Origin of the sequence: Oceanobacillus polygoni (assembly GCF_008304605.1) — a bacterium.
Classification (GTDB): domain Bacteria; phylum Bacillota; class Bacilli; order Bacillales; family Amphibacillaceae; genus Oceanobacillus; species Oceanobacillus polygoni.
Window position 1 is genome coordinate 109,164 of record NZ_PIJY01000010.1, and the last position, 24,359, is coordinate 133,522.

Below are 24,359 nucleotides of genomic sequence, written 5' to 3' on the forward strand. Positions count from 1 at the left end.
ACACTCACTCCTCATTCAATTTTTGTAATGCATCGATCGCTAGTTGGGCAAGTAGTTTTGTTCCATTCGGTAATGCACGTTCATTCAATTTAAAATTCGCGTCATGCAGGGGTGCCTGATTGTCTTTATCCTCTATCTGAGTTCCGAGCCAAATGAATGCTCCAGGATATTTTTGTAGAAACCTTCCGAAATCTTCGCCTGCTAAAGCCGGCTGCTGAGCAGGGGTTGCTTCTTCTCCTAGAACCTTTTGTACGGAGTTCCTGGCAAGCTGCGCCCATTTCGGTGTATTAATTGTTGCTGGATAACCTTCCACATATTCAATCTGTGCTTTAACACCAAAAGCTGCTGCAATTTGATTCGTAATTTGGAAGAAACGCTCTTTCAACTTCTCCCTGATTTCAGCATCATATGTACGAATCGACCCTTGTATAGTTACTTCACGCGGAATAATATTCGGTACACTGCCAGCTTCTAGCATACTAATCGTAACGACGGAAGCTTCCATTGGATCTAGATTTCTACTGACAATCGTCTGCAAGGCTGTAATCAAATGCCCCGTTGCTATAACAGCATCATTTGTTTGGTGTGGCATACTGGCATGACCGCCTTTACCTTCTAACACGACCTTAAAACGATCCGATGCTCCCATTACTTCCCGATCATGGACTCCGACAGTACCTGCTGGCATGGATGGCCATACATGCTGACCGAAAATAACATCCGGCGTGTATGTATCAAACACACCGTCATCCATCATGACTTGAGCTCCACCTACAGGTGATGCTTCTTCAGCTGGTTGAAAAACAAGTAATATCGTCCCGTGAAGTTCTTCTTGCATTTGTTGCAAAATACATCCTGCACCAAGTAGCATAGCTGTATGGGCATCATGACCACAGGCATGCATCACATTCGGGTGCGTAGATGCGAAATCATGATTATTTAATTCCTGAATTGGCAATGCATCAATGTCTGCACGTAATGCAACAGTTTTACCCGGCTTTTTACCTTTTATAATCCCTAATACTCCATGCGTTGCATAACCAGTTTCAAAAGATATCCCATATTCTGTTAATTTTTCTTGAATATAATGGGAAGTCTCTTTTTCCTGATTACTAAGCTCTGGATATTGGTGCAGATGCCGTCTATTAGCAATTACTTCCTCTTCTATTTGATTCATTATTGCTTCTATTTTGTGTTGCATATAAAAACCTCCAAAATACTGCTCCATTTACGGAAAAATACCTTAAATAGTCCGATAAAAGGATTATACAGATTTTTTTCTTTCTTGTATATATTTTTTTGTAAGTTAACAATTTATTTTGTGAATACCGTATTTTCCATAACTTATAATTAAGAGCGATGTAGCAATGATTATCGCTGCGAATACCGGTTTCTCAAATTGCTCGCTCCATTTACTAATACAGTTTTTTCGACTTGCTCAATCACCATAAAAAAAGACTCTCTGCCATCCCTGGCCAGAAAGTCTTCCCTATTATTTCTTCAGCTTCGCCAATGCATCAGCGAGTGCATTATTTTTAAATCCCTCATCCTGCTTCTTCAAATATTTGTTCACGTCTTTTTTCGATACGTTACGCTTCTTCTCTTCCTGTTTTCGCTTATTAAATGTGGAGAGTTTTTCTCTGTGACCACATTTGCACATAAACATTTGCCCTTCTCCTTCACCACGGAGCTCCAGTCGTTTATGGCAATTTGGACAGCGGGCATTCGTTTGTTTGGCAATATTTTTCTTATGCCCACAAGAGCGATCTTGACAGACGAGCTTGCGTCCATGCTTATTCTTTATTTCCAGCATGAGCTTTCCACAACTTGGACATTTCGTTCCCGTCATATTATCATGCTTGAATGTATCTCCACTGTTCTTAATCTCCTGAACCGCTTCTCTTGTATAGGTTTTAATTTCGGAAATAAATTTCCCTTTCGCAAGCTTACCTTCTGCAATTAAAGCAAGCTTCTGTTCCCATTCTGCAGTTAAGGCCGGAGAGCGTAAATCCTCTGGTACAAGATCAAGTAACTGACGACCTGTTGGAGTTAAATAAATATATTTCCCTTTTAGTTCCATATACATATTGTTAAATAACTTTTCAATAATATCTGCTCGTGTCGCTACCGTCCCAATACCACCTGTTTGATTGATTGTTTTTGCCAAATGCTTTTCATCGGAACTCATGTAACGCACAGGATTTTCCATCGCCTGTAACAATGCCCCTTCTGTAAAACGTTCTGGTGGCTTTGTTTCTCCCTCTGTACGTGAAATACGAATATTCGTTAGGTTATCTCCTTTTTGAATAACCGGTAAGCGTTGATCATCTTGATGATCATCGTCATCCCTGCGATTATTGTAAATTTCCTTCCAGCCTAGTTTTTTAATTACTTTTCCTTTAGCGATGAAGCGCTCTGCACCAATTTCAGCCATAACTGTTGTTTGCTCAAATTCATAGGCATCTGAAAGCACGGCAAGAAAACGTTTCACCACAAGGTCATAAATTTTAAGTTCCTTATCATCTAAATCCGCTAACAGAACCGGCTGTTCCGTTGGAATAATCGCATGGTGATCCGATACCTTCGCATTATCGACAACTGCCTTGGATAGTTTCAAATCCTTCTTTAAAATTTTCGCAGCTGATTTTGCATATTCATCGACTCCACATGCTTTTACTCGATCCTTTAATGTAGGAACAATATCTGTAGAGATAACACGTGAATCCGTTCGTGGATAGGTCAAAACCTTATGCTGTTCATAAAGCTTTTGCATAATCGACAATGTCTGTTTTCCAGAAAAATTGAAGATTCGGTTTGCATCTCGCTGTAATTCCGTTAAGTCATAAAGCTGTGGTGCAAACTTCTTTTTATGCTGTTTATCAACTTGAACAACAGTTGCATGCTTATTTTTCAATTGACTTAGCAAATGGTCAGCTTTATCTTCGGAAAAAATACGCGAATTATTTTTTTCATCCTGCCAGATCAGCTTAAATCCTTTATCTGTTTTTGCTTCGATACCGTAAAATTTCCTAGGCTTAAATTCCTTGATTTCCTGCTCTCTTGCAGCGATCATCGCAAGTGTTGGTGTTTGCACACGACCACTGGACAACTGCGCATTATGCTTTGTTGTTAATGCGCGTGTTGCATTCAGACCGACATACCAGTCGGCTTCTGACCTAGCAACCGCCGATTCATACAAATGCATGTACTTTGCGCCAGGTTTTAGGTTCTTAAAACCATCACGGATCGCTTTATCGGTAACAGAAGAAATCCATAAACGTTTCACTGGTTTTTTTATCCGTGCTTTTTCCAAGATCCAGCGAGCAACCAGCTCCCCTTCACGACCAGCATCAGTTGCAATCACAACTTCACTAACATCCTTACGATTCAGCTGGGTTTTCACCGCTTGAAATTGTTTACCAGTCTTTTTAATAACGACAAGCCGTAAATCTGGCGGGAGCATTGGCAAATCTTCCATTCGCCATGTTTTATATTTATCATTATAGGTTTCTGGATCGGCTAACGTAACAAGATGGCCGAGCGCCCACGTTACAATATATTTAGAACCTTCCAGATAGCCATTTCCCTTTTTCGAGCACCCAAGCACCCTTGCAATGTCACGACCAACAGACGGCTTTTCTGCTAATACAACTATTTTACTCATCAAAAAAATCCTCTCTATAATCCGCTTCCTAAAACTAACCTTTCCAAAGACACTAAACGGATGGTTAGGACGTACTTATGCAAATACGTAACCTACACCGTTTCCTATCCAGGAAGTGGTATTCACTTTATCCTTATATCCTCCATCTTCTTAATGATAATGAAGGGAAACATCTACTGCTACTTTATCATAAATTAGGTGTTTCGTGCAGGCTAACTACCGCAAGCACAACGTAACCATCCTTTCCATACTATAATCTAGAACCTTGTAAAGGATATGGTTAGATGCTTTATTATACTGGATTACTCTTATTAGTTACAGCAGTTAGTTTAGATGGGTTCGGAGTTGGAATCACTTATGGACTGCGAAAAATTAAAGTACCTGTTATTGCATTAGGCATCATCATGCTCTGTTCAGGTATTATTGTTTATACATCTATGTTGGTCGGTGATTTGCTAAGCTTTTTTATCTCGAAGGAAATAGCTAAAGTACTCGGAGGAATCATTTTAATTGCGATCGGTTTATTTTCATTTGTTAATGTTATCCGGGCCAAATTAGTAAATGCTCCTTCTACTAGTAAGGCTTACACAACAAAAATAGAAGATATTAAAACCGTAATGACGACACCCGATAAAGCAGATTTAGATCATTCTGGTTCGATTTCAGCTGGTGAGGCTTTTCTACTCGGATTAGCATTAGCACTTGATGCATTCGGTGCTGGAATTGGTGCTTCGATGCTTGGTTATTCGCCTTTACTGACTGCCGTTCTTACAGCTTGTATGAGTGGATTCTTTTTATTTTTCGGTATGAAGCTAGGAATATTATTAGCGCAGCAAGAGAAATTGCAGCGCCTAACTTTTCTGCCACCAATGATTTTAATCGCAATTGGGATTTTTAATATCTTTTAGCTTACCGTAGTTGTTTAAAAGGTTTGGTGAACGTAAGGTTAAAAACAGGATCAGGCTATTATCGCCTGGTCCTGTTTGAATTTTCTTTATAACGCCTTTACCTGACCACCATCAATGATTAGAGATTGTCCAGTGATGTATGTATTTGAACCAGACGCTAAGAATACTACTGCCTTCGCAAACTCCTCTGGCTGACCGAATCGTTTCATTGGAATCTGCTTTTCTGTTTCCTCTATAATATTTTCAACCGTAACCTGTCTTTTCTCTGCTTTCACCTTGTATAACTCATTAAGTCGATCCGTTTCAATTGTTCCAGGACCAACTGTATTGACTAAAATATTATCAGCACTCAATTCCTGTGCCAATGTTTTAGCAAGTCCAACGATACCAGGACGCATCGTATTCGAGAGCACCAATTGATCCAAGCTTTGTTTAATCGAGGATGATGCAAGATTTACAATATGACCTCGGTTCTGTTTTTGCATGAATGGAACAACCGCTCTTATCGTACGGACAAAGCTAAGCAGATTTAATTCAAATGCGTGATACCAATCATCATCCGACATATCCATAAACGAACCTGCCGGGGGGCCTCCTGCGTTATTAATGAGTACATCAATTGTACCATTCCAGGCCAATGCTTTTTCAACGAGCCGATCAATCGCTTCAGGATTCTTCATATCACAAATAGCATAATCAACCTGTGTATTTCCAGTTTCCTGTTTGATTTCTTGGACTGCAAGATCCAATGCTTCTTCATCCCTGCTACTCAATAAAACATGAGCACCTTCCTTTGCAAACTCCTTTGCAATTGCCTTTCCAAGCCCTTTGCTTGCTGCTGTTACGATAACTGATTTGCCTTTTAGCTCCAACTCCATCACGAATGCCTCCTTTTATTCTTTTTTCAATTATAGCAAAAATCAAATGAAACCCTCTATAAACTTAACCTTTTCTAACGTATTCAACATAAAAAGAGGCCGGGACACAAGTGTTTTTATAAATATAAAACCGAACATGATTATTGCAAATAACTCGCTCCGGAAATATACTTCGCGCATCCTAAGGCGGCTGGTGAGCCCCTTGTGCTATCGCACTACGGTGTCTCACGTATGCCTTTCCTCCCGCAGGAGTCTACGTATATTTCCTACGCTAAGTTTGTGCATCGTTCGTCTTTAACATTAAACACTTTCGTTATGTCCCAGCCTCTTGTCTCGTATTATTATTCCTATTAAAGTAATGAAATAATAAACCCGATTACTACTATTGCTCCGATTATCATTAGTATTGTTCTAATCATGTTATTCTCCTTTTTCTGGAATGTTTGAGTTTAATAACAAGCTTCCCCATATAACTCCAGACAAAACATAAAGATTAAACAATAATATTTAACAAAATACTAAGCGTAACAATACTAACTAATGTTGCAATAAATGTAATACTTGAAACAAGTTCTGGCTCCGTATCAAACTCTATGGCATACATGGTTGTTGTAGCAGCCGTTGGCATTGCTGAAATGATAATAATAACAGAAGCAATTACTGGATCTACATCAAGAATAGAAACAAAAATTATCCCAATGATTGGTGCAGCAATCATTTTCAATGTTACAGCAGAAATAACTACCTGCCAATTGAGTTTCAGCGCTGTTATTGACGCAAGCTGCATACCAAGCATAATCATCATTACGGGAATAGCTGAATTCCCTACCATTTCTAATGTTGAATGAACCGAATCAGGTATTTGAATAGAAAAAAACTGAAAAATAAACGCTAAAATCGCCGCATAGGTGGTAGGCATTTTTAATACATTTTCAAAAGCACGCCGGAAACCACTCTTGCTTCGTGAAGCATAATAAACGCCAAAAAAGTTATTTTGTAATGCTTGGACAACCATGATGAAAATAGCATAAGGTAATGCAGCATTACCTACCGTATACAGCACAACTGGCAAGCCGTAATTACCGGAATTCATAAACCCTGATGCTAGAATCGAAGCACTTTCTGTATTGGGATCCCATTTGAAGATTTTGGCTAATAGCTTATTGATGCCTACCATAATATAGAATAATACGAGCATATAAATAACAATTACCATATAGCCACTATTAAACTCTGTATCATATAAGGTTACAAAGATAAGAGCGGGTGACAATATGTAAAGCGAAATAGCTGATACCGACCTTACATCTAAAATACGAATTCGTTGCAGTATAAAGCCTGAAGCAAATACTGCCATAATCGGTACAATGATATTCAGAAATAAACTCATGCATGACATCTCCATTTTATTAGAACTATTCACTAGTTTATCACAATTTTTAGCACTTCTAGAAAGAAAGACTATTTATCTTATTTTCTAGCATTTAAAATTTCATCATGTCTCTCCTTTTTGTCGTAAGCTCCCTTTCCTCTCGTTCAGATGCAAAGAATTTTGGGTTTGACAGAAGTTATCACGCATGGTATGATAACTTATCTAGTAACAAATAAGTAATTCTGGCATTCTACAATGTTTTTGAAGATGCTTATTCACACTGGCGCGACTTAGGGGTCGCAAGGACGTAGAGCAGGTAGGGCTACGTTGCTTAAGTTAGAGGACATCCAGTGGAACACGTACCGCGGTTAAGTGAAATTCTTGGCAGATAGAAAAGAATAAAATGCTGCTATCTGTATATTGCAATGAATATATTTGCATAGAAGACTTGGTCAATACTAGGTTTTTGAACAATAACTTTATTGAATAAAACAAGTAATACACTTTCACACGCTATCAAGTAAATAGCTGATGAACAAGAATTTCCCACCCGAAACAATCGGGATAATAAAATAAAATTAAACTTATGTGTTACTTTTAAATCAAAGGGGTACTCTTAATAATGAGGGTACTCCTTTTCCAATACATACTACGATTGCGCACATGTAGGACACTTTAGAAAAGAATGAAAGTAGGTAAATATATGAATACATTACCAATAGGCACGGTACAAACAATGACTGTTTCCCGAAAGATTGACACAGGCTATGTATTAGAAAAAAATGGACAAGAGGCGCTTTTACATCATAATGAAGCCGATCATGCATACGATGAAGGAAGAGAAATTGATGTTTTTCTCTATAATGACAAAAAGGGAAACATTGCAGCTACAACGACATTGCCATCTGTTCAAATGGATACCTATGATTGGGCTGAAGTAGTTGAAGTTATTCCTAAATTAGGAGCTTTTGTTAACATCGGAATCGCAAAGGAAATGCTTGTATCTGTTGACGACCTCCCATTATTCGAAGCTGTTTGGCCGCATCCTGGTGATAAACTTTTTATCACTTTAGGTAGAGATCAAAAAGGACGTCTGCTTGCAGTACCGGCTACGGAAGGAATCATTGCAAGAGAAGTCGAATTAGCACCAGAAGAATTATACAATCAGCCAATAAGTGGAACGGTTTATCATACAAGTAAAGAAGGATCCGCTATTATAACCGAAGATGACTATCGTGGATTCATTCATCATACAGAACGAAAAGAAGAGCCAAGGCTCGGTGAATTCGTTCATGGGCGTGTGATTGATGTGAAGGTAGATGGAACATTAAATGTTTCCCTTCGTCCATTAAAACAGGATAGTATCGGAGAAGATGCTACGAGCATCTTAGCACATTTGGAAGAAAATAATGGTGTTATTCCCTTTAACGATAAGAGTGATCCAGAAGATATCCGCGGAACCTTCCGTATCAGTAAAGCCGCTTTTAAACGAGCTTTAGGCAGACTTTTAAAAGAAGGAAAAGTAGAACAGCGTGATGGAATGACATACTTAAAATAAAAACACAGCATCTGTGAAAAGATGCTGTGTTTTTTTAAGCTGTTACATTTTGGTACGCGTCAATAATCGATGTAATAACAAATCCGATTGCTGCTGAGAATAATGCTGCAATTCCCCAACCACCAAATCCTGCTCCTAGTATGTCTACTTTAGGAGCGATCGATGCTACTCCTAGTAGTAATAACCCAACAATGACTAAGAAGATATTTGGATAATAGCAAGACCTTGATTCTTTTGCGGTCATTTTAACAAGTATAACGTTTGCAAGAAGTGTTACGATTGTTAAAATCGCCCCGATTGTAAAAACTGCCAAAATCATAACTTTCACCCCATAAATATAAAATGACATTATCTATAGTCTACAATTGAAAGAAATCAAAGTCAATTAGATTATCGCTTTTCCGATGGATTGCTTCAACTTTTTGGGAGCAATTCTTCTAGTTAAGTCACCCCTATTTTACATGGATTCGTCCAACTTGACCGTCCTCTAATCTAACTTTGATTCCATGTGGATGAAACTCCGATTTTGTCAGAAGATCTTTCACAGTTCCTGCTGTTATTTTTCCTGTACGTTGATCTTGCTTCAATACAATTTCCACTTCTTGACCAGGATAAATATTTTTTCGATATCTTCCATCAACTATCATCTAACTATCCCTCCCCACGCATTCATTCAACTCTTAAACGAAAGCCTATTTTTAGCATCGCTTGTACTTCTAACTTTAGCCATAATATACTAGAATAAAGAAAAATGCACGAACATTTCTTAAAACCACTGCTTTTCATATGTGATAAACTGTAATTGAAATAGATGAAAGGAATAAACAAACGTATGGCAACTATTACACAGCTTCAAATTTTTTCAAAAGTTATCCAGATCGGCAATTTTACAAAGGCAGGTCAAGCCTTAAATATGACACAACCAGCTGTCAGTCAGGCTGTTGCTAGTCTTGAAGCTGAACTTGGTGTATCACTACTGATTCGGGATAAATCAAAGGGACTCATTCTGACAGATATCGGCGAAAAGATCCTTCTGCAAATCCGCACAATTGAAAATAGCCTAAAAATAATTGATCAGGAAGTAACAGCAGAAAAAGGCCTTGAAACTGGCACAATCAAAGTCGCTGGTTTTCCCGATGTATCCGCACGTTTTCTGCCTAAGGTTATTCAGGCAGTCCAGCAAAAATATCCAAACATAACCATCGAATTGTTTGAAGGGTCCATTGAGGAGGTTTTCAACTGGATCACATCACGTGAGGTAGATATTGGATTTATTTACTCTCCCCATAATAGTCTAGATATTATCCCATTAGTGGAAGATAAATATATGGCCGTATTTCCTCCTGAACATCATTTACTTGAAAAGTCATTTATTACGCTGTCGGATCTTTCAAGTGAATCATTAATTGTTGGAAAGTGGGGAAATCCAAAAGCGATTGAACAATTATTTATTGATAAAGGATTGCCATATCATCAAAAATATACCGTTTCCAATCTAAATACAATGCTCGGAATGATTCAGGAAAGCCTTGGGTTATCCATCCTCCCGGAACTTGCTATAAAAGATACGGAAATGTGGAAATTCGCTCGGCCAATTTTAACCGACTATCGGCGAAATATCGCATTAGCTGCTATTTCACTACAGCAAGTTTCCCGAGCAACCAAGCTATTTATTGATATTGTCAAAGAACAGGTTAATTAAAAACAGGATGAACGTTACTGAAAAAACAAGTTGTCCCCCATTCTCCACGGGGGGCATTTTTTTATGGAAGTTACAATGCTTATACTTCTTCATGCCTCCTCACTCCTATTAAAGGTTCAAGATGGTCACCTTTATGACCTAGTGTTTGTTATGAGCTTGATTAGCTGCTCATTCAATATCTCTATCGGTGTTGTATAGTTTTGTTTATGCAACTCAATGATAATCCCGATTATTGCATTGGCGTGGTAGCTTATGAGGTAATCGAAGTCAACGTCCAAATACACTGCATTATTATCTATGCTCAGGGATTCTTCCATGAATTTACGAATTGTATCCAAGACGAGATAATAATAGGTCATTGGAGATTTCCCATCAAATATAATCTGATAAAATGCTTTATATTTTTTTACATGATTAAAAATATCAATCATATCAGGAGTCATATTATTAATATTAAAATTTGTATTCAAATATGGTTTCTCATATGCCTTTCTAAAATCTTCCACAATCACTTCAAAGTAATGACGAAACACATCATAGACATCACGATAATGCAGATAAAAGGTCCCTCGATTAATTTGCGCCAACCTACATAGCTCTGAAATTGTTATTGTTTCTAAAGTCTTTGTTTTTAACAGTGTGAGCAGTGCCTTTCGCAAACTTTCTTCCGTCTTTATAATCCGTAAATCTTTTTTCACTTTTTTTCCACCCTTAATCAACATATTTCTTAATAAGCGTTCATTAAACAGCATTTTCCGATTTTTTGTTGATTGTGCTTCCTTAATAGACCATATATAATTTTATTGTACAGTTGTTCATTATCTTCATCAATATGAAGGAGGAAGTTAAAATGAAATTACGAGAAAAAGTTGCGATAGTAACTGGTGCTGCTTCTGGTATGGGAAAAGCAATTGCGAAGTTGTATGCTAAGGAAGGTGCAAAAGTAATTGTAGCTGACCTTAATTTCGAAGGTGCTGAAGAAGTTGTAAATGAAATTATTGCAGATAATGGTCTTGCTATTGCCGTTCAAGTTAATGTTGCAAACCAAGTAGACATAGAACTCATGATTGATACAGCTATTAATGAATACGGAAGATTAGATATCTTAGTTAACAACGCAGGGATTATGGATGGATTTGAACCAGTTGCTGACATTACGGACGAGCGTTGGGATTTGATATTTGATGTAAATACGAAAGGCGTTATGCGTTCGATGCGTAAAGCAATTCCGTTATTTCTGGAACAAGGATCTGGTGTCATTGTGAATATTGCTTCAACAGGCGGTTTAAATGGGGCGCATGCCGGAGCAACATATGGCGCTTCTAAGCATGCAGTTGTTGGTTTAACGAAGAACACAGGTTATATGTACGCCCAGAAAGGGATTCGCTGCAATGCGATCGCTCCTGGTGCAGTAAATACAAATATTTCTGCTTCCATGAAAAATATTAGTCAGTTTGGGATGGAACGAACAAAAACAGTCCAAGGAGTTATTCCAAAAGTTGGTGATCCTCAAGAAATTGCAAATGCTGCTCTTTTCCTTGCATCAGAGGAAGCAAGCTTTATAAACGGAACAGTTCTTACAGTTGATGGCGGTTGGACTGCTGCATTCTAATATTGCTAATGTAAAAGCACCTTCTCTATTGCAAAAGAGAAAGTGCTTTTTATTTCCATTGTATTAATGCTAACTCTCCAACAGCTTATCGGGAACAGACTCAAACAACAATTATACGAGTAATCCGCCACCATCTTCAAGGTATTTAATAATACCTTCAGAAGCTCTGTAAGATAACGCGCCAATCGTTCCTGTCGGGTTAAAGGAACTGTTATGAGGAAATGCAGAAGCACCAATAACAAATACATTTTCAGCTTCCCACATTTGTAAATAGGAGTTTACTGCCGAGGTTTCCGGATCAGCCCCCATAATTACACCACCAGTGTTATGTGTATTTGTATCTACATTAACATTAAAGGGTGCTTGCTCTTCCGATGTTTCGTAATGGTCTGCACCAATTTCTTCCGCAATTTTACGCGTTACTTTAGCCATGTATTTTACTAACTCTTTATCTTGTTCGGTGTAGTCATAAGTCATACGTAATAATGGCATGCCATATGCATCTTTATACTCAGGATCAAGATCAAGGTAATTATCTTTATGTGGTATGCTTGCACCTTGTGATTTCACCTGTAACGTGCTATTTGCATATTTAATCGATTGCTTTTTAAATTCCGCTCCCCACGATGGTGTTCCACTTGGAGTATGGTTAATTGCTATTGGACGGTTACCATATTGCGTCATACGAATCCCTGAACCATGAATAAAGTTTACATCCGAATGATCAAAGTTATCTCCCGCAAAATCAGGAATTTCAATACCTAATGCACCCGCGCCAGCATAGTTATTAAACGATTTATCATCATAGAACAAAGTAGTAGCACCTGCACTTACTTGATAACAATAATTTTTACCAATTGATCCTTCCCCAGTTTCTGGGTTATACGGTGTGCCTATGTTAGAGTTTAGTAGTAAACGAACATTATTAAATACATAACTCGTTACAATAACAACATCTGCTGGTTGTTCGAATTCTTCGCCCGTAATTGTGTTGACATAAACAACTCCTGTTGCTTTTGTTCCATCATTTAAAATTTGGGTTACATTGGAATGTGTTCGAAGGTCAAGGTTACCTGTTTCTTTTGCAACCGGGATAACCGTAACAACTGGATCGGCCTTTGCACCATATTCACAACCAAAGTTTTCACAGTATGCACAGTATTGACATGCTCCACGTGCAATTCCATCGGGATTCGTGTAGTTTTCCGAAAGGTTGCCTGATGGAATCATATATGGATGATAGCCAAACTTTTTAGTAGCTTCCTCAAAAAGTTCAAATGTAGGTGTTTTCACCATCGGTCCAGTTGGATAAGGGTTTGAACGATGTCCATACATTTCTACTGTTTCACCAGATATCCCCGCCATTTTTTCGAATGTATCATAATAGGGTTCAATTTCATCGTACGTCATACCCCAGTCCTGTAATGTATATTCTGGACCTAGTTTATTTGCTCCATATTTTTCTTCTGTCAGTGTTTTAATTTCAAAATCATATGGAAGAAAACGGTAAGTCTGTCCGTTCCAGTGACTTCCTGCACCACCAACACCATCTCCAACAATAAACGTTCCATAACTGCGCATTGGAAGTGCTCGCATGTTTGGATTATTACGATGTGTAATGGTTTCTTTTGATAAATCTTGCATTAATTCGGTTCGATGTTGAAAGCGAAGCTCATCATGTCCCATTAAATAGTCATTCGTAGTTCGCTCTTTCCCACGCTCAAGTCCTACAACTGGAATTCCTGCTTTAGTAAGCTCGGCAGCAATAATACCACCGGCCCATCCCATCCCTACTATAACCGCAGGCACTTTAGGTAATTTTGTGCTCATGTTCGTCATATCCTTTCTTCAAGTCCCTCTTCGATTAGTGCCCCATATGGCTTTGTAAACTTTCAGGCTCCAATTCAATAAATTCTTTACTTACCACTTCATTGTTAAAATTCATCCGAGAACCTGGGAATTTACGCATTGCCCAGCCTTCCATATCTTTATTTCCACCATACATTGGATCTGCGTATGCACCTTCAATCGTTAACATACGAAGCAAGCCAAAGAAAATACTGCTCGATACACCAGAAAGCTTGTGTTCCCCTTTTTCAAAATCGGTCAAAACTTCATCCTGTTGCTGGGCATCTAAAGAAGTAAATTTGCTATCAAATTTTTTCGCACTATAGTCATCTAATCCCTTTAACCCCAGCAAAAATAAATCTTTCCGTAAAATACGTACTTGTTCCTGTTGAGTGGCCTCTGCTTTATAAAATGCACCTAACATATAATCTTTTGCATTAATTCCCCAAGGACTTGCCAATTGATGATCAATATAAATAGCTACATTTAAATCAGCAGCACCTGGTCCATTATCATCTGCAGGGAAAATCCGCTCTGTTGCAGCGATTGTAGTTTGGTATTGATCCGGTGTAAAAAACATTAATGCTGCATTTGGGTTTGCCGCGGGTGTTGCCGCATGTTCGTGATTAATAGCTGTTTCTTTAGGCTCTTTTTCACCAAAGCCAATTAAGCCTCCTAGTACACTACCGACAACTACCCCACCAGCTGCTACCCCAGAATTTCTAAGGAACTTACGCCTTGATGACCCCTTTTCATCTAGTTGATATTTCTCTGATTCTTCCATCACAAAACCCCCAGTAAATTGACTGATAATATTTGATTTGACTACTTAAGAAAGGAATTAACGATATCCGTTCAAAAGCACTACAAAGAAACTCTCACCCATTTCGGATGAGAGAGCTTCCATTTTACTATGTAGCGGAAAGCTTTCTTCAATCTCAATTAAAATAATTATAGCATAGGAATCCTTCTAAATAACAATGCGAATTTAGTTATATATCATAATTAAACACTTATGAAAACGTTATAGTTCATAATTTTAAGGTTTTATAAAATAATAAATTTCAAAAAGGATACTTAAAAATAGAGGTTTTTTTCATAGGAAGTCGAATTATTTTATGATATATATATTTGAGGGGGCTCACCATGCTAAAATTTGAAGAATATGTTTATGAAAGACCTGTTCTCCATGAGGAGCAAGTGACATTTAAAGAGCTTTTAAAGAAATTTACAGATGCACAATCAGCAGAAGAAGCAATTTCTGCTACAGAAAGCATCAATGCTTTTCGTAATAGACTATCAACCTTATACAACTTGGTGTATATTCGTGCATCTATTGATACAAAGGATGAATTTTACCAACAGGAACGTGATTTTTTTGATGAGATTCAACCAAATCTCAAGGAAATGAACACTGAATTTTATAAGGAACTGGTTAGCTCGTCTTTTCGAAACAATTTAGAGAAACAATTCGGTTCACAGTTCTTTCAGCTTGTTGATAAAGAAATTAAAGCTTTTTCACCAGAAATCATTAGCTTATTGCAAAAGGAAAACAAACTTGCTTCTGAATACTCAAAGCTTGTAGCTTCTGCAGAAGTAGCCTTTCAAGGTGAGACCTATACATTGGCACAGCTTGCACCATTTGCACAAAGTAAAGATAGAGAAATTCGTAAGCAAGCTATCACTGCAAATGCTCACTTTTTTGAGAGTCATGCAGATCAATTCGATTCCATTTATGATCAGCTCGTAAAAGTTCGACACGAAATCGCATTGAAGCTTGGTTACAAAAACTTTGTTGAAGTTGGTTATTTGAGAATGCAGCGCATTGATTAAAACGCTGAAATGGTTGCTAATTTCCGCAAGCAAGTTCGTGATTACATCGTTCCACTTGCTACGAAGCTATATGAAAAGCAAGCTGCGCGTATTGGTGTCGATTCATTGAAGTTTTATGATGAAAACTTCCAGTTTAAAAGTGGTAATGCCAAGCCAAAAGGTTCTCCGGACTGGATTATTGAAAACGGCAAAAAAATGTATCAAGAATTATCCGATGAGACAAATGAATTCTTCCAATTTATGCTCGACCGAAATCTAATGGATCTCGAGGCGAAAAAAGGAAAAGAAGCTGGTGGATACTGTACATTTATTGAGGATTACGAGGCTCCGTATATTTTTGCAAATTTCAATGGAACTTCTGGTGATATTGATGTGCTAACACATGAAGCAGGACATGCTTTCCAAGTCTATACTAGCCGGAATCTGAAAGTTCCTGAATACATCTTCCCTACAAGTGAAGCTGCAGAAATTCATTCCATGAGTATGGAATTTATAACGTGGCCATGGATGGAGCTTTTCTTCAAAGAGGACACAGATAAATATAAGTACTCTCATTTAGCTGATGGTCTACAATTCCTACCTTATGGGGTTGCTGTAGACGAATTCCAGCATCTTGTGTATGAAAACCCAGACTGGACACCAGAGCAGCGTAAAGATGCTTGGAAGAAGCTCGAGGAGGTTTATTTACCACATCGTGATTATGATGGTAATGCATACTTAACGTCTGGTGGTTATTGGCAGCGTCAAGGGCATATTTACGATATACCTTTCTATTATATTGATTATACACTTGCTCAAATTTGCGCGTTCCAATTTTGGAAAAAGTCACGAGAAAACCACAAGGAGGCATGGGAGGATTATTTAAATCTCTGTAAGCAAGGTGGGTCTCAGTCCTTCCTAAGTCTTGTGAAAACAGCAAAACTAAATTCTCCGTTTGAGGAAGGAACCGTTGAAGCGGTTATCAAAACGATTGAAGATTGGTTCGAATCCGTGGACGATAAAGCGTTATAAATTTGACCAAAAGCAGTATTCCTTGTTGAATACTGCTTTTTTGTTCATACATTAAAAAGTTAATGTTATGTAAACTCAGGTTGGTATTAGTACAATCCCTATATCCTTTATGCTAGAATGGACTACAAATGCATACATAAAGGAGATTATCATGACATATAAAGTACTTTTTCTAGATATCGATGGAACCATTTTGCAACCAGATCATACATACACAGAATCAACGAAAACGGCAATTGAACAAGCAAAGCAAAATGGGATTGAAGTTTTCATTGCGACTGGCAGACCATACATTGAAATTCAAGAGCTTGCTGAAGAATTATCCATTGATTCATTTATTGCATATAACGGTGGCTATGCAATCTACCAAGATCAAACCGTAGTTGACGAGCCAATGGATCCAACGATTGTAAAAGAATTCATCAAAATCGCAAAGGAACACCAGCATGAACTTGTTCTTTATACAAAAGAAAAGAACTACTTCACATCACTTGACCATCCATTTGTTAAGAAATTTAATGAAATCTTCCAGTTAAAACAAAATGCGTTATTTACCGAAGAAGTTGCTAATCAAATCATTGGTGCAACGGTGTTAAATGTTGATCCAGAGGATGCAGTGCTTTATGAAATAGAAGAAAATATTCGCATGTCGCAAGTAAATGTCGAAGGTGCAACGAGGGCTCTTGATATTATCCGAAAAAACGTCAATAAAGGGGAAGCCGTAGCGAAAATCCTAAAGCGACTTGCTGTACCAAAAGAGCAGGCTATCGCTTTTGGAGATGGAATGAATGATAGTGAAATGCTGCAAGCTGTAGGAGAAGGGTTTGCAATGGATAATGCACATCCAGACCTTTTCGCTTATGCGAAGCATCGAACAACATCTGTTAGTGATTCAGGTATCTTTAACGGATTAAAAAAGCTTGGAATCGTAAAATAAAAGGAAAGCAAAACCCTCATAATGTTGAAGGGTTTTGCTTTTTATCATAATTTGAGCTCAAGGACGAAATAGACCGGACTATAAAAGAAACCCGCCATAAATCAGAGCCCCAGCGATAACAAGTGCGGGATGTATTTTTAAACGTTCAATTAGTAAAAAACTAACCCCAACAAGTAGAACAGTCTGCCAAATACCGATCCCTTCATAGGATTCACTGAAAAACCGCCACGCCATAACGCCAAGTAAAATAGCAATAACCGGCTGAACAAAAAGCGTTAGTCGCTTTACCTTAGGAGAATCTTTATATTTTAATAACAATCCACCAAGGAATATTAATAAAATTAGTGACGGTGCAACCGTAGCAAATAATCCTACAATAGCACCAAAAACCCCTCCTACTTCATAGCCGATGTAGCCTGCCATTTTCGTAGCAATTGGACCTGGTAAAGAGTTACCAAGTGCAAGAATCTCACTAAATTCCTGGACGGTCATCCAGCCATATCGAATTACCACTTCATTTTCAATAAGCGGAATGGAAGCAGGGCCTCCCCCATACCCTAAAATACCTGGAATAAAAAAGGCGATAAAAATATCAATATAAATCATAGGTGGTCACCTTCTTTATTCCCCTTATTCCGTTTGCGAGCTGGTAGAGACAGCGCAAGAATAAGTAGAACGCCAATCACAATGCCTGGATGAACCTGAAGCATTTGCAAAATGATAAAGAAAATGACAAGAAAAATACATGTCTTTATCCAGCCTAAGCCAGCAGCGGCTTTCTCAGCAAACTGCCATGTCAGGACAGCCATCATCATTCCTACTACTGGAACAACTGCTGCTGTCATGCCTTGAACCCAATCGAATTCTCTAATTTGCGAAAGTGAAGTAAGTAAAACAATCATTAAAAGAATCGTCGGTACAGTCGTAGCAAGGACAGCATTTATCATTCCTAGTGTCCGGGCAACGCGATAACCAATATAACCAGGTAGCTTCGTAGCAATCGGACCTGGCAATGTGTTTGCTAGAGCAAGAATATCACCAAATTCCTCGTTATCCATCCATTTATAATGATCAACTACTTCTTTTTGAATAAGCGGAATCGAGGCAGGGCCTCCTCCAAATCCAAGCATTCCTACGCGAAAAAATGCAACAAATAAATTCCAATGTTTTCTCATACGTCACAAACCTTTTCTATTTTTTATAAATGTTTACTATAATTCTCCTTTTACATGTCGTGCGAATCATTTTATATCATTATACGTTAATTGAACATGTTTTTTAACTATTCCGCTATGGTAATTCTCTACCCCATTTTTAAATTAGATCATTCTTTCCTCACTGCCAAGATATAGTAACAATTCTGACACACTTCCTTAACATTTTAAATATCTCCACCAAAGAAACTGTGATATGATAAACATATAAGGAATGCTCAATGTTTCACAATATCTTTTAGGAGGGTTATTATGACTGTAACTACTCAAGGTAAAGTTGATTTTAAAGGTGGAAAATGGCAGGAAGAAATTAATGTTCGTGATTTTATTATGCAAAACATCACCGTTTATACGGATGACGAGAGCTTTTTAGCAGGACCGACTGACAACACGACAGCGTTATGGAAACAAGTCATGGATTTAACAAAACAGGAACGTGAAAATGGTGGCGTATTGGATATGGATACTACGATTGTATCAACCATTACGTCACACGGGGCCGGGTATTTAAATAAAGGTATTGAAAAAATTGTTGGTATCCAAACAGACCAGCCATTTAAGCGCTCTCTTCAGCCCTTTGGTGGTATTCGAATGGCAGATGATGCACTCAAAGCATATGGATACGAAATAGACGAAGAGGTTAAACAGGTTTTCACGAATTATCGTAAGACACATAATCAAGGCGTTTTTGATGCGTACACACCAGAAATGCGAGCAGCAAGGAAAGCAGGAATTATTACAGGTCTACCGGATGCATATGGACGTGGGCGAATTATTGGCGATTATAGACGAGTAGCTTTGTATGGTGTTGATACGTTAATCAAGGATAAGCAAAAAGAACTTGAAGCAACTGGAGCAAATGGCGTTATGTCAGAGAAAATCATTCGTGATCGTGAAGAGCTTAATGAACAAATTCGCGCTTTACAGGAATTGAAACAGCTTGGCGCCGATTATGGATTTGATATTTCGAAGCCTGCAACCAACGCAACAGAAGCATTCCAATGGCTATATTTTGGTTATTTAGCAGCAATTAAAGAGCAAAATGGTGCAGCAATGAGTCTTGGTAGAGTGTCTACCTTCTTAGACATTTATATCGAACGTGATCTGCAAAATGGTGCCATCACGGAAGAAGCAGTCCAGGAGCTTGTCGACCATTTTGTAATGAAACTACGACTTGTAAAATTTGCTAGAACACCAGATTACAATGAATTATTTAGTGGGGACCCAACTTGGGTAACGGAATCAATCGGTGGGATCGCCAAGGATGGAACACCGCTTGTGACGAAGAACTCGTTCCGATTTTTACACACATTAGACAATTTAGGACCTGCACCTGAACCAAACTTAACGGTTTTATGGTCTGATCAATTACCAAAGCCGTTCAAGGAATATTGTGCACATATGTCCATTAAGACAAGTTCGATTCAATATTAAAATGACGATCTCATGCGCCAGCAATTTGGAGATGATTATGGAATTGCATGCTGTGTTTCTGCAATGGAGATTGGGAAGCAAATGCAGTTCTTCGGTGCACGGGCTAACTTAGCGAAAGCATTGCTATATGCAATTAATGGAGGGGTGGATGAACAATCCTTCGCTCAAGTAGGACCAAAAAACGAGCCGATTACTACGGAATATCTACACTATGAAGAAGTAAGGGAAAAATACGATCAAATGCTAGATTGGCTTGCAGGATTATATGTTAATACATTAAATGTAATCCACTTCATGCATGATAAATATAGCTATGAACGAATTGAAATGGCATTACATGATAAAAATATTCTCCGGACAATGGCAACTGGGATTGCAGGTTTATCTGTTGCAGCAGATTCACTTAGCGCAATCAAGCATACGAATGTAAAAGTAATTCGTAATGAAGATGGCTATGCCGTAGATTACAAAATCGAAGGAGACTTTCCAAAATACGGTAATAATGATGATCGGGTAGATGCAATTGCAGTTGAGCTTGTCACATCATTCATGGAGAAAATCAAAAAGCATCAAACATATAGAAATTCTGTTCCAACTCTTTCTGTTTTAACGATCACTTCCAATGTTGTTTATGGAAAAAAGACCGGAAACACACCAGATGGTCGAAAATCCGGGGAACCATTTGCACCTGGTGCGAATCCATTACATGGTCGTGACGAAAAAGGTGCTCTTGCCTCATTAAGTTCTGTTGCAAAACTACCTTACGAGCATGCATTGGACGGGATTAGCAACACCTTCTCCATTGTACCAAAAGCGTTAGGTAAAGAAGATCGTACACGAATCCAAAACCTAGCAGGAATGCTAGACGGATATACTATAAAAGGTGGCCATCATTTAAATGTCAACGTGTTTGATCGTGAAACATTGCTCGATGCGATGGAGCATCCAGAACAATATCCACAGCTAACCATTCGTGTATCTGGGTATGCAGTAAACTTTATTAAATTAACGCGAGAACAACAATTGGATGTTATTAATCGAACATTCCATGAAGGCATGTAAGATTTTTGCAGGGCTAGAAGCCTTCGATAGCTAGATAATATGGGTGCTCGCCCCTACCTCGGCGACCCCCTGTTACAGAACTACAATCAATAAGTATGGGGAGGTTTTTCAAGTGAAAGGTCGAATTCATTCTATCGAAACATGTGGAACCGTAGATGGTCCAGGTCTTCGCTATATTATTTTTATGCAGGGCTGTCCACTCCGTTGCCAATTTTGCCATAATCCAGACACCTGGAAAATTGGTGATGGTAAGGAAATGACCGTTAATGAGCTCGTTACGGACATCGAGGATTACCTCCCCTTTTTCCAAGCATCCGGTGGTGGAGTTACCGTAAGTGGTGGTGAACCACTTCTCCACGTAAAGTTTCTGATAGCACTTTTTAAAGAACTAAAAGAATTAGGTATCCATACAGCGATCGACACAGCTGGTGGCTGTTTCTCGAAATCCCCTACATTTTTGAAACAACTTGACGAACTATTAGAACTTACTGATCTCGTGTTAATGGACATTAAACAAATCGATCCAGTTAAGCACAAGGTTCTGACAGGAATGTCTAACGAACATATTCTTACACTTGCTCGTTATTTAGATGAAAAAGGTATCCCTGTTTGGATCCGTCATGTACTTGTTCCTGGACATAGTGATAATGATGAAGATCTAAAGCAATTATCTTATTTTATTCATACGTTGAATAATGTCAAGAAAATCGAAGTATTACCTTATCATAAGATGGGCGTATACAAGTGGGAAGCACTCGGACTAAATTATCCGCTTGAAGGTGTCAATCCACCAACAGAAGCACGGATTCAAAATGCATCAAAAATTTTAAACGCATAACAAAAAGTCAGGACTCTTCTTTAGAAATAGAGCCCTGACTTTTATAAATAATTTATTTTTCTGGTAAAACAGCATCCGTTTGCATTACCCACTCATGAATCTCATATCCTCTTGCTCCATGAACAACATACGGATCGTTCTTTACTATTTCTTCTACTTCTTCAAAGCTTTCTGCAATGTAAATGACGAGTCCACCAGTACCATCGGTAAAACGTCCCTTTGCAAAAACCTTCCCTTGTTTTTCTAATCCTTCTAGATAATCTAGGTGTTCTTGTCGATAATGTTTGCTCTTTTCAGCATCTTTCATTGGTGATAAAGCAGCATAATGGTTCATATGTATTCCCCTCCTATTTGGACTAGTTTCATTATATCGTAATTTATGAAAATATACAGGAAGAAATTAAACGAAATGTCCGCATACATAAATGGTTCTCTTAAAAGGGAGCCAATCCTTTTAAGAGAACCTTTATATCATACTTGAATCTTCACATCATATTTTCGCAGCCAATAATCAATTTGGCATAAGTGTGCAATTAACTGAGGACCACGCATCAGCTGCCCATACCATGGCTCCTTAAACTCCGTCCCCTCACTTTTTACGATAGCCTCAACCTTTTCACGTCTCATAAACTCAAATAAGCGAGCATTCGGGTCTTCTAATATTTCTTCCATCCAGTTTACGACCTGCTTGGTATACTCTGGCTGAAATGTTCTCGGATACGGACTCTTTTTTCGGTATAAAACATCATCTGGTACAATACCTTCCAATGCTTTACGTAAAATTCCTTTTTCACGTCCTTCAAGATTTTTCATTTCCCAGGGAATATTCCAAACATATTCCACAATTCGATGGTCTGCATAAGGTACACGCACTTCCAAGCTGGCTCCCATACTCATGCGGTCCTTTCGATCAAGTAATTGCGACATAAACCATTGCATGTTTAAATAGAAAAGCTCCCTACGTTTTGCCTCTTCTGGTACTTCCCCATCCAATCTTGGCGTTTCCCTAACGGTTTCTTGATAACGATCCCGCACATAGCTTTTTAAATCCAATTTCTTTTGCCATTCTGGATTAAGCAAATCAATTCGTGCATCCAATGAACGCATCCAAGGGAATCCATCTCCAGTAGCCGAGGGATCATGGAACCACGGGTAACCGCCAAAGATTTCATCCGCACATTCACCTGACAGCGCCACCGTTGTTTCTCCTTTAATTCGACGACAAAACCATAATAAGGATGAATCAATGTCCGCCTGACCAGGCTGATCTCGGACATCTACCGCTTCCTTCAATAAAGCGGCAAGCTCACGTCCGGAGATAATTTCATCATGGTGGTCTGTCGAGAATTCATTAACCATTCTCTCAATCCACGGTCTATCACTAGATGGCTGGAAGGTACTAGATTGGAAGTGTTGATCATTTCCTTCATAATCAACCGAAAAAGTCGTTAATGACCCTTTCCCTTTTTCTTTAAAATAGTCTGCAGCTATAGCTGTAATTGCGCTAGAGTCTAAACCACCAGATAAAAAAGTAGATACAGGTACATCTGCAACAAGCTGGCGCTGCACTGCATCAACGACTAGCTCCCTTACCCGATTTGCCGTCTCTTCCAGCGAATCTTCATGTGGCTTGCTAACCATATTCCAATAACGCCAAACCTTTAACCCATTTTTTGAAAAAATCAACGAATGTGCCGCACGAAGTTCACGTATTCCTTTGAATAATCCGTGACCTGGCGTTCTTGACGGACCTAGTCCAAAGATTTCCGATAGTCCTTCACGATCGATTACTGCTTCGACATCAGAATGAGCTAGGATGGCTTTCAACTCAGAGCCAAATATGAATTGTTCTTGTTGCTCACAATAAAATAATGGTTTTACACCTAAACGATCTCTGGACATAAAAAGCTGTTCTTTTTCTTCATCCCAAACACCGAATGCATAAATGCCATTTAGATAACCGACACAGTCTTCCTTCCATTCCAAGTAAGCTGTCAGTAAAACCTCCGTATCGGATGATGTTTGGAATACATAGCCTTTCTGAAGGAGTGTCTGGCGTAATTCCTCTGTATTATACAACTCCCCGTTGTAAACAATCGTATAAGTAAAGCCATTGTTCTTCTTACTCATCGGTTGTTTTCCACCTTCTAAATCAACAACCGACAGCCGCTTATGTCCAAACCCTGCATGTTCATAGATCCAATGATTTGTTTCATCAGGTCCTCGTAATGATAGCGTATCTGTCATTTTTTCCAAAACTGCTTGTCGTGTACGAGCATGCCTCTTCCAATCAACAAATCCAGTTATTCCGCACAAATGATGCCACCCTTTCCACCACATTTTTAAGTCTACTTCTCATCCTATGCGAAAGATTTGGATAAAGTGATAAAAACACCCAAAGGATTTTGAACTGGCCCAGTAAAACGGGATAAGAAAAAACACCTACGCTGCCATAGTCCTAAATTCAACAGGACTGTGGCAGTTTAAT

Annotated in this window: 19 protein-coding genes and 2 pseudogenes; 8 read left to right on the top strand and 13 right to left on the bottom strand. The window is 38.5% G+C overall.

What is annotated here, in order from left to right:
• Positions 1 to 4: 4 nt before the first annotated feature.
• The gene (locus F1560_RS04315) at positions 5 to 1,201 is read right to left on the bottom strand and encodes a M20 metallopeptidase family protein (protein WP_149473413.1); all 1,197 of its coding nucleotides are present in this window, start codon (positions 1,199 to 1,201) and stop codon (positions 5 to 7) included.
• 291 nt (positions 1,202 to 1,492) lie between these two features.
• Entirely contained in the window at positions 1,493 to 3,664 is a 2,172-nt protein-coding gene (locus F1560_RS04320; RefSeq protein WP_149473414.1) for a DNA topoisomerase III, read from the bottom strand.
• A gap of 284 nt (positions 3,665 to 3,948) precedes the next feature.
• Here F1560_RS04320 and ytaF point away from each other — a divergent pair, with 284 nt between their 5' ends.
• Positions 3,949 to 4,572: a sporulation membrane protein YtaF gene (ytaF, locus tag F1560_RS04325; RefSeq protein WP_149473415.1), complete on the top strand. Its 624-nt coding sequence runs from the start codon at positions 3,949 to 3,951 to the stop codon at positions 4,570 to 4,572.
• Between the two features lie 86 nt (positions 4,573 to 4,658).
• On the opposite strand, the gene F1560_RS04330 is transcribed toward ytaF, so the two are convergent.
• Positions 4,659 to 5,450 (bottom strand): SDR family oxidoreductase, encoded by a 792-nt coding sequence (locus tag F1560_RS04330; RefSeq protein WP_149473416.1) that lies wholly within the window; start codon positions 5,448 to 5,450, stop codon positions 4,659 to 4,661.
• Positions 5,451 to 5,943: 493 nt separating this feature from the next.
• A complete protein-coding gene (locus F1560_RS04335; RefSeq protein ID WP_149473417.1) occupies positions 5,944 to 6,840 on the bottom strand; it encodes an AEC family transporter in 897 nt (298 codons plus the stop codon).
• Positions 6,841 to 7,525: 685 nt separating this feature from the next.
• On the opposite strand from F1560_RS04335, the gene F1560_RS04340 reads away from it, so the two are divergent.
• Complete coding sequence (locus tag F1560_RS04340) at positions 7,526 to 8,380, top strand: CvfB family protein (RefSeq protein ID WP_149473418.1); 855 nt, start codon at positions 7,526 to 7,528, stop codon at positions 8,378 to 8,380.
• A gap of 34 nt (positions 8,381 to 8,414) precedes the next feature.
• Here F1560_RS04340 and F1560_RS04345 read toward each other — a convergent pair whose 3' ends face one another.
• Together F1560_RS04345 and F1560_RS04350 are read right to left on the bottom strand one after the other, a co-directional pair.
• Complete coding sequence (locus F1560_RS04345; protein WP_149473419.1) at positions 8,415 to 8,699, bottom strand: hypothetical protein; 285 nt, start codon at positions 8,697 to 8,699, stop codon at positions 8,415 to 8,417.
• A gap of 133 nt (positions 8,700 to 8,832) precedes the next feature.
• The gene (locus F1560_RS04350) at positions 8,833 to 9,027 is read right to left on the bottom strand and encodes a YwbE family protein (protein ID WP_187773623.1); all 195 of its coding nucleotides are present in this window, start codon (positions 9,025 to 9,027) and stop codon (positions 8,833 to 8,835) included.
• A 185-nt stretch (positions 9,028 to 9,212) separates the two neighbouring features.
• Here F1560_RS04350 and F1560_RS04355 point away from each other — a divergent pair, with 185 nt between their 5' ends.
• Entirely contained in the window at positions 9,213 to 10,082 is an 870-nt protein-coding gene (locus tag F1560_RS04355; protein ID WP_149473420.1) for a LysR family transcriptional regulator, read from the top strand.
• Between the two features lie 131 nt (positions 10,083 to 10,213).
• Here the strand turns inward: F1560_RS04355 and F1560_RS04360 are convergent, their stop codons facing one another.
• On the bottom strand, positions 10,214 to 10,780 hold the full coding sequence (locus F1560_RS04360) for a TetR/AcrR family transcriptional regulator (RefSeq protein ID WP_149473421.1): 567 nt from the start codon (positions 10,778 to 10,780) through the stop codon (positions 10,214 to 10,216).
• A gap of 152 nt (positions 10,781 to 10,932) precedes the next feature.
• Between F1560_RS04360 and F1560_RS04365 the strand changes: the two genes are divergently transcribed.
• Positions 10,933 to 11,694: an SDR family oxidoreductase gene (locus F1560_RS04365; protein WP_149473422.1), complete on the top strand. Its 762-nt coding sequence runs from the start codon at positions 10,933 to 10,935 to the stop codon at positions 11,692 to 11,694.
• A gap of 111 nt (positions 11,695 to 11,805) precedes the next feature.
• Here the strand turns inward: F1560_RS04365 and F1560_RS04370 are convergent, their stop codons facing one another.
• Positions 11,806 to 13,524, bottom strand: a complete 1,719-nt coding sequence (locus F1560_RS04370; RefSeq protein ID WP_149473423.1) for a GMC family oxidoreductase — start codon at positions 13,522 to 13,524, stop codon at positions 11,806 to 11,808.
• Positions 13,525 to 13,558: 34 nt separating this feature from the next.
• Complete coding sequence (locus tag F1560_RS04375; RefSeq protein ID WP_149473424.1) at positions 13,559 to 14,326, bottom strand: gluconate 2-dehydrogenase subunit 3 family protein; 768 nt, start codon at positions 14,324 to 14,326, stop codon at positions 13,559 to 13,561.
• A 362-nt stretch (positions 14,327 to 14,688) separates the two neighbouring features.
• Between F1560_RS04375 and F1560_RS04380 the strand changes: the two are divergent.
• Positions 14,689 to 16,386 (top strand): annotated as a pseudogene (locus tag F1560_RS04380) (M3 family oligoendopeptidase).
• A gap of 151 nt (positions 16,387 to 16,537) precedes the next feature.
• Complete coding sequence (locus F1560_RS04385; RefSeq protein WP_149473425.1) at positions 16,538 to 17,323, top strand: HAD family hydrolase; 786 nt, start codon at positions 16,538 to 16,540, stop codon at positions 17,321 to 17,323.
• Positions 17,324 to 17,401: 78 nt separating this feature from the next.
• Here the strand turns inward: F1560_RS04385 and F1560_RS04390 are convergent, their stop codons facing one another.
• Positions 17,402 to 17,929: a chromate transporter gene (locus tag F1560_RS04390; RefSeq protein ID WP_149473426.1), complete on the bottom strand. Its 528-nt coding sequence runs from the start codon at positions 17,927 to 17,929 to the stop codon at positions 17,402 to 17,404.
• The gene (locus F1560_RS04395) at positions 17,926 to 18,498 is read right to left on the bottom strand and encodes a chromate transporter (RefSeq protein WP_149473427.1); all 573 of its coding nucleotides are present in this window, start codon (positions 18,496 to 18,498) and stop codon (positions 17,926 to 17,928) included. Before F1560_RS04395 ends, F1560_RS04390 begins: the two co-directional genes overlap by 4 nt.
• Before the next feature lie 291 nt (positions 18,499 to 18,789).
• Here F1560_RS04395 and pflB point away from each other — a divergent pair.
• Together pflB and pflA are read left to right on the top strand one after the other, a co-directional pair.
• Positions 18,790 to 21,033 (top strand): annotated as a pseudogene (gene pflB, locus F1560_RS04400) (formate C-acetyltransferase).
• Positions 21,034 to 21,145: 112 nt separating this feature from the next.
• Positions 21,146 to 21,871 (top strand): pyruvate formate-lyase-activating protein, encoded by a 726-nt coding sequence (gene pflA, locus F1560_RS04405; RefSeq protein WP_149473428.1) that lies wholly within the window; start codon positions 21,146 to 21,148, stop codon positions 21,869 to 21,871.
• Positions 21,872 to 21,923: 52 nt separating this feature from the next.
• On the opposite strand, the gene F1560_RS04410 is transcribed toward pflA, so the two are convergent.
• Positions 21,924 to 22,205, bottom strand: coding sequence for a YciI family protein (locus F1560_RS04410; RefSeq protein ID WP_149473429.1), 282 nt, complete (start codon positions 22,203 to 22,205; stop codon positions 21,924 to 21,926).
• A gap of 137 nt (positions 22,206 to 22,342) precedes the next feature.
• Positions 22,343 to 24,187, bottom strand: a complete 1,845-nt coding sequence (gene asnB / locus F1560_RS04415; RefSeq protein WP_149473430.1) for an asparagine synthase (glutamine-hydrolyzing) — start codon at positions 24,185 to 24,187, stop codon at positions 22,343 to 22,345.
• Positions 24,188 to 24,359 lie beyond the last annotated feature (172 nt).

Coding starts and splice junctions, on each gene's coding strand:
- F1560_RS04315 (WP_149473413.1), bottom strand. CDS start 1,201: ATGCAACACAAAATAGAAGCAATAATGAATCAAATAGAAGAGGAAGTA.
- F1560_RS04320 (WP_149473414.1), bottom strand. CDS start 3,664: ATGAGTAAAATAGTTGTATTAGCAGAAAAGCCGTCTGTTGGTCGTGAC.
- ytaF (WP_149473415.1), top strand. CDS start 3,949: ATGCTTTATTATACTGGATTACTCTTATTAGTTACAGCAGTTAGTTTA.
- F1560_RS04330 (WP_149473416.1), bottom strand. CDS start 5,450: ATGGAGTTGGAGCTAAAAGGCAAATCAGTTATCGTAACAGCAGCAAGC.
- F1560_RS04335 (WP_149473417.1), bottom strand. CDS start 6,840: ATGAGTTTATTTCTGAATATCATTGTACCGATTATGGCAGTATTTGCT.
- F1560_RS04340 (WP_149473418.1), top strand. CDS start 7,526: ATGAATACATTACCAATAGGCACGGTACAAACAATGACTGTTTCCCGA.
- F1560_RS04345 (WP_149473419.1), bottom strand. CDS start 8,699: ATGATTTTGGCAGTTTTTACAATCGGGGCGATTTTAACAATCGTAACA.
- F1560_RS04350 (WP_187773623.1), bottom strand. CDS start 9,027: ATGATAGTTGATGGAAGATATCGAAAAAATATTTATCCTGGTCAAGAA.
- F1560_RS04355 (WP_149473420.1), top strand. CDS start 9,213: ATGGCAACTATTACACAGCTTCAAATTTTTTCAAAAGTTATCCAGATC.
- F1560_RS04365 (WP_149473422.1), top strand. CDS start 10,933: ATGAAATTACGAGAAAAAGTTGCGATAGTAACTGGTGCTGCTTCTGGT.
- F1560_RS04370 (WP_149473423.1), bottom strand. CDS start 13,524: ATGAGCACAAAATTACCTAAAGTGCCTGCGGTTATAGTAGGGATGGGA.
- F1560_RS04375 (WP_149473424.1), bottom strand. CDS start 14,326: ATGGAAGAATCAGAGAAATATCAACTAGATGAAAAGGGGTCATCAAGG.
- F1560_RS04385 (WP_149473425.1), top strand. CDS start 16,538: ATGACATATAAAGTACTTTTTCTAGATATCGATGGAACCATTTTGCAA.
- F1560_RS04390 (WP_149473426.1), bottom strand. CDS start 17,929: ATGATTTATATTGATATTTTTATCGCCTTTTTTATTCCAGGTATTTTA.
- F1560_RS04395 (WP_149473427.1), bottom strand. CDS start 18,498: ATGAGAAAACATTGGAATTTATTTGTTGCATTTTTTCGCGTAGGAATG.
- F1560_RS04410 (WP_149473429.1), bottom strand. CDS start 22,205: ATGAACCATTATGCTGCTTTATCACCAATGAAAGATGCTGAAAAGAGC.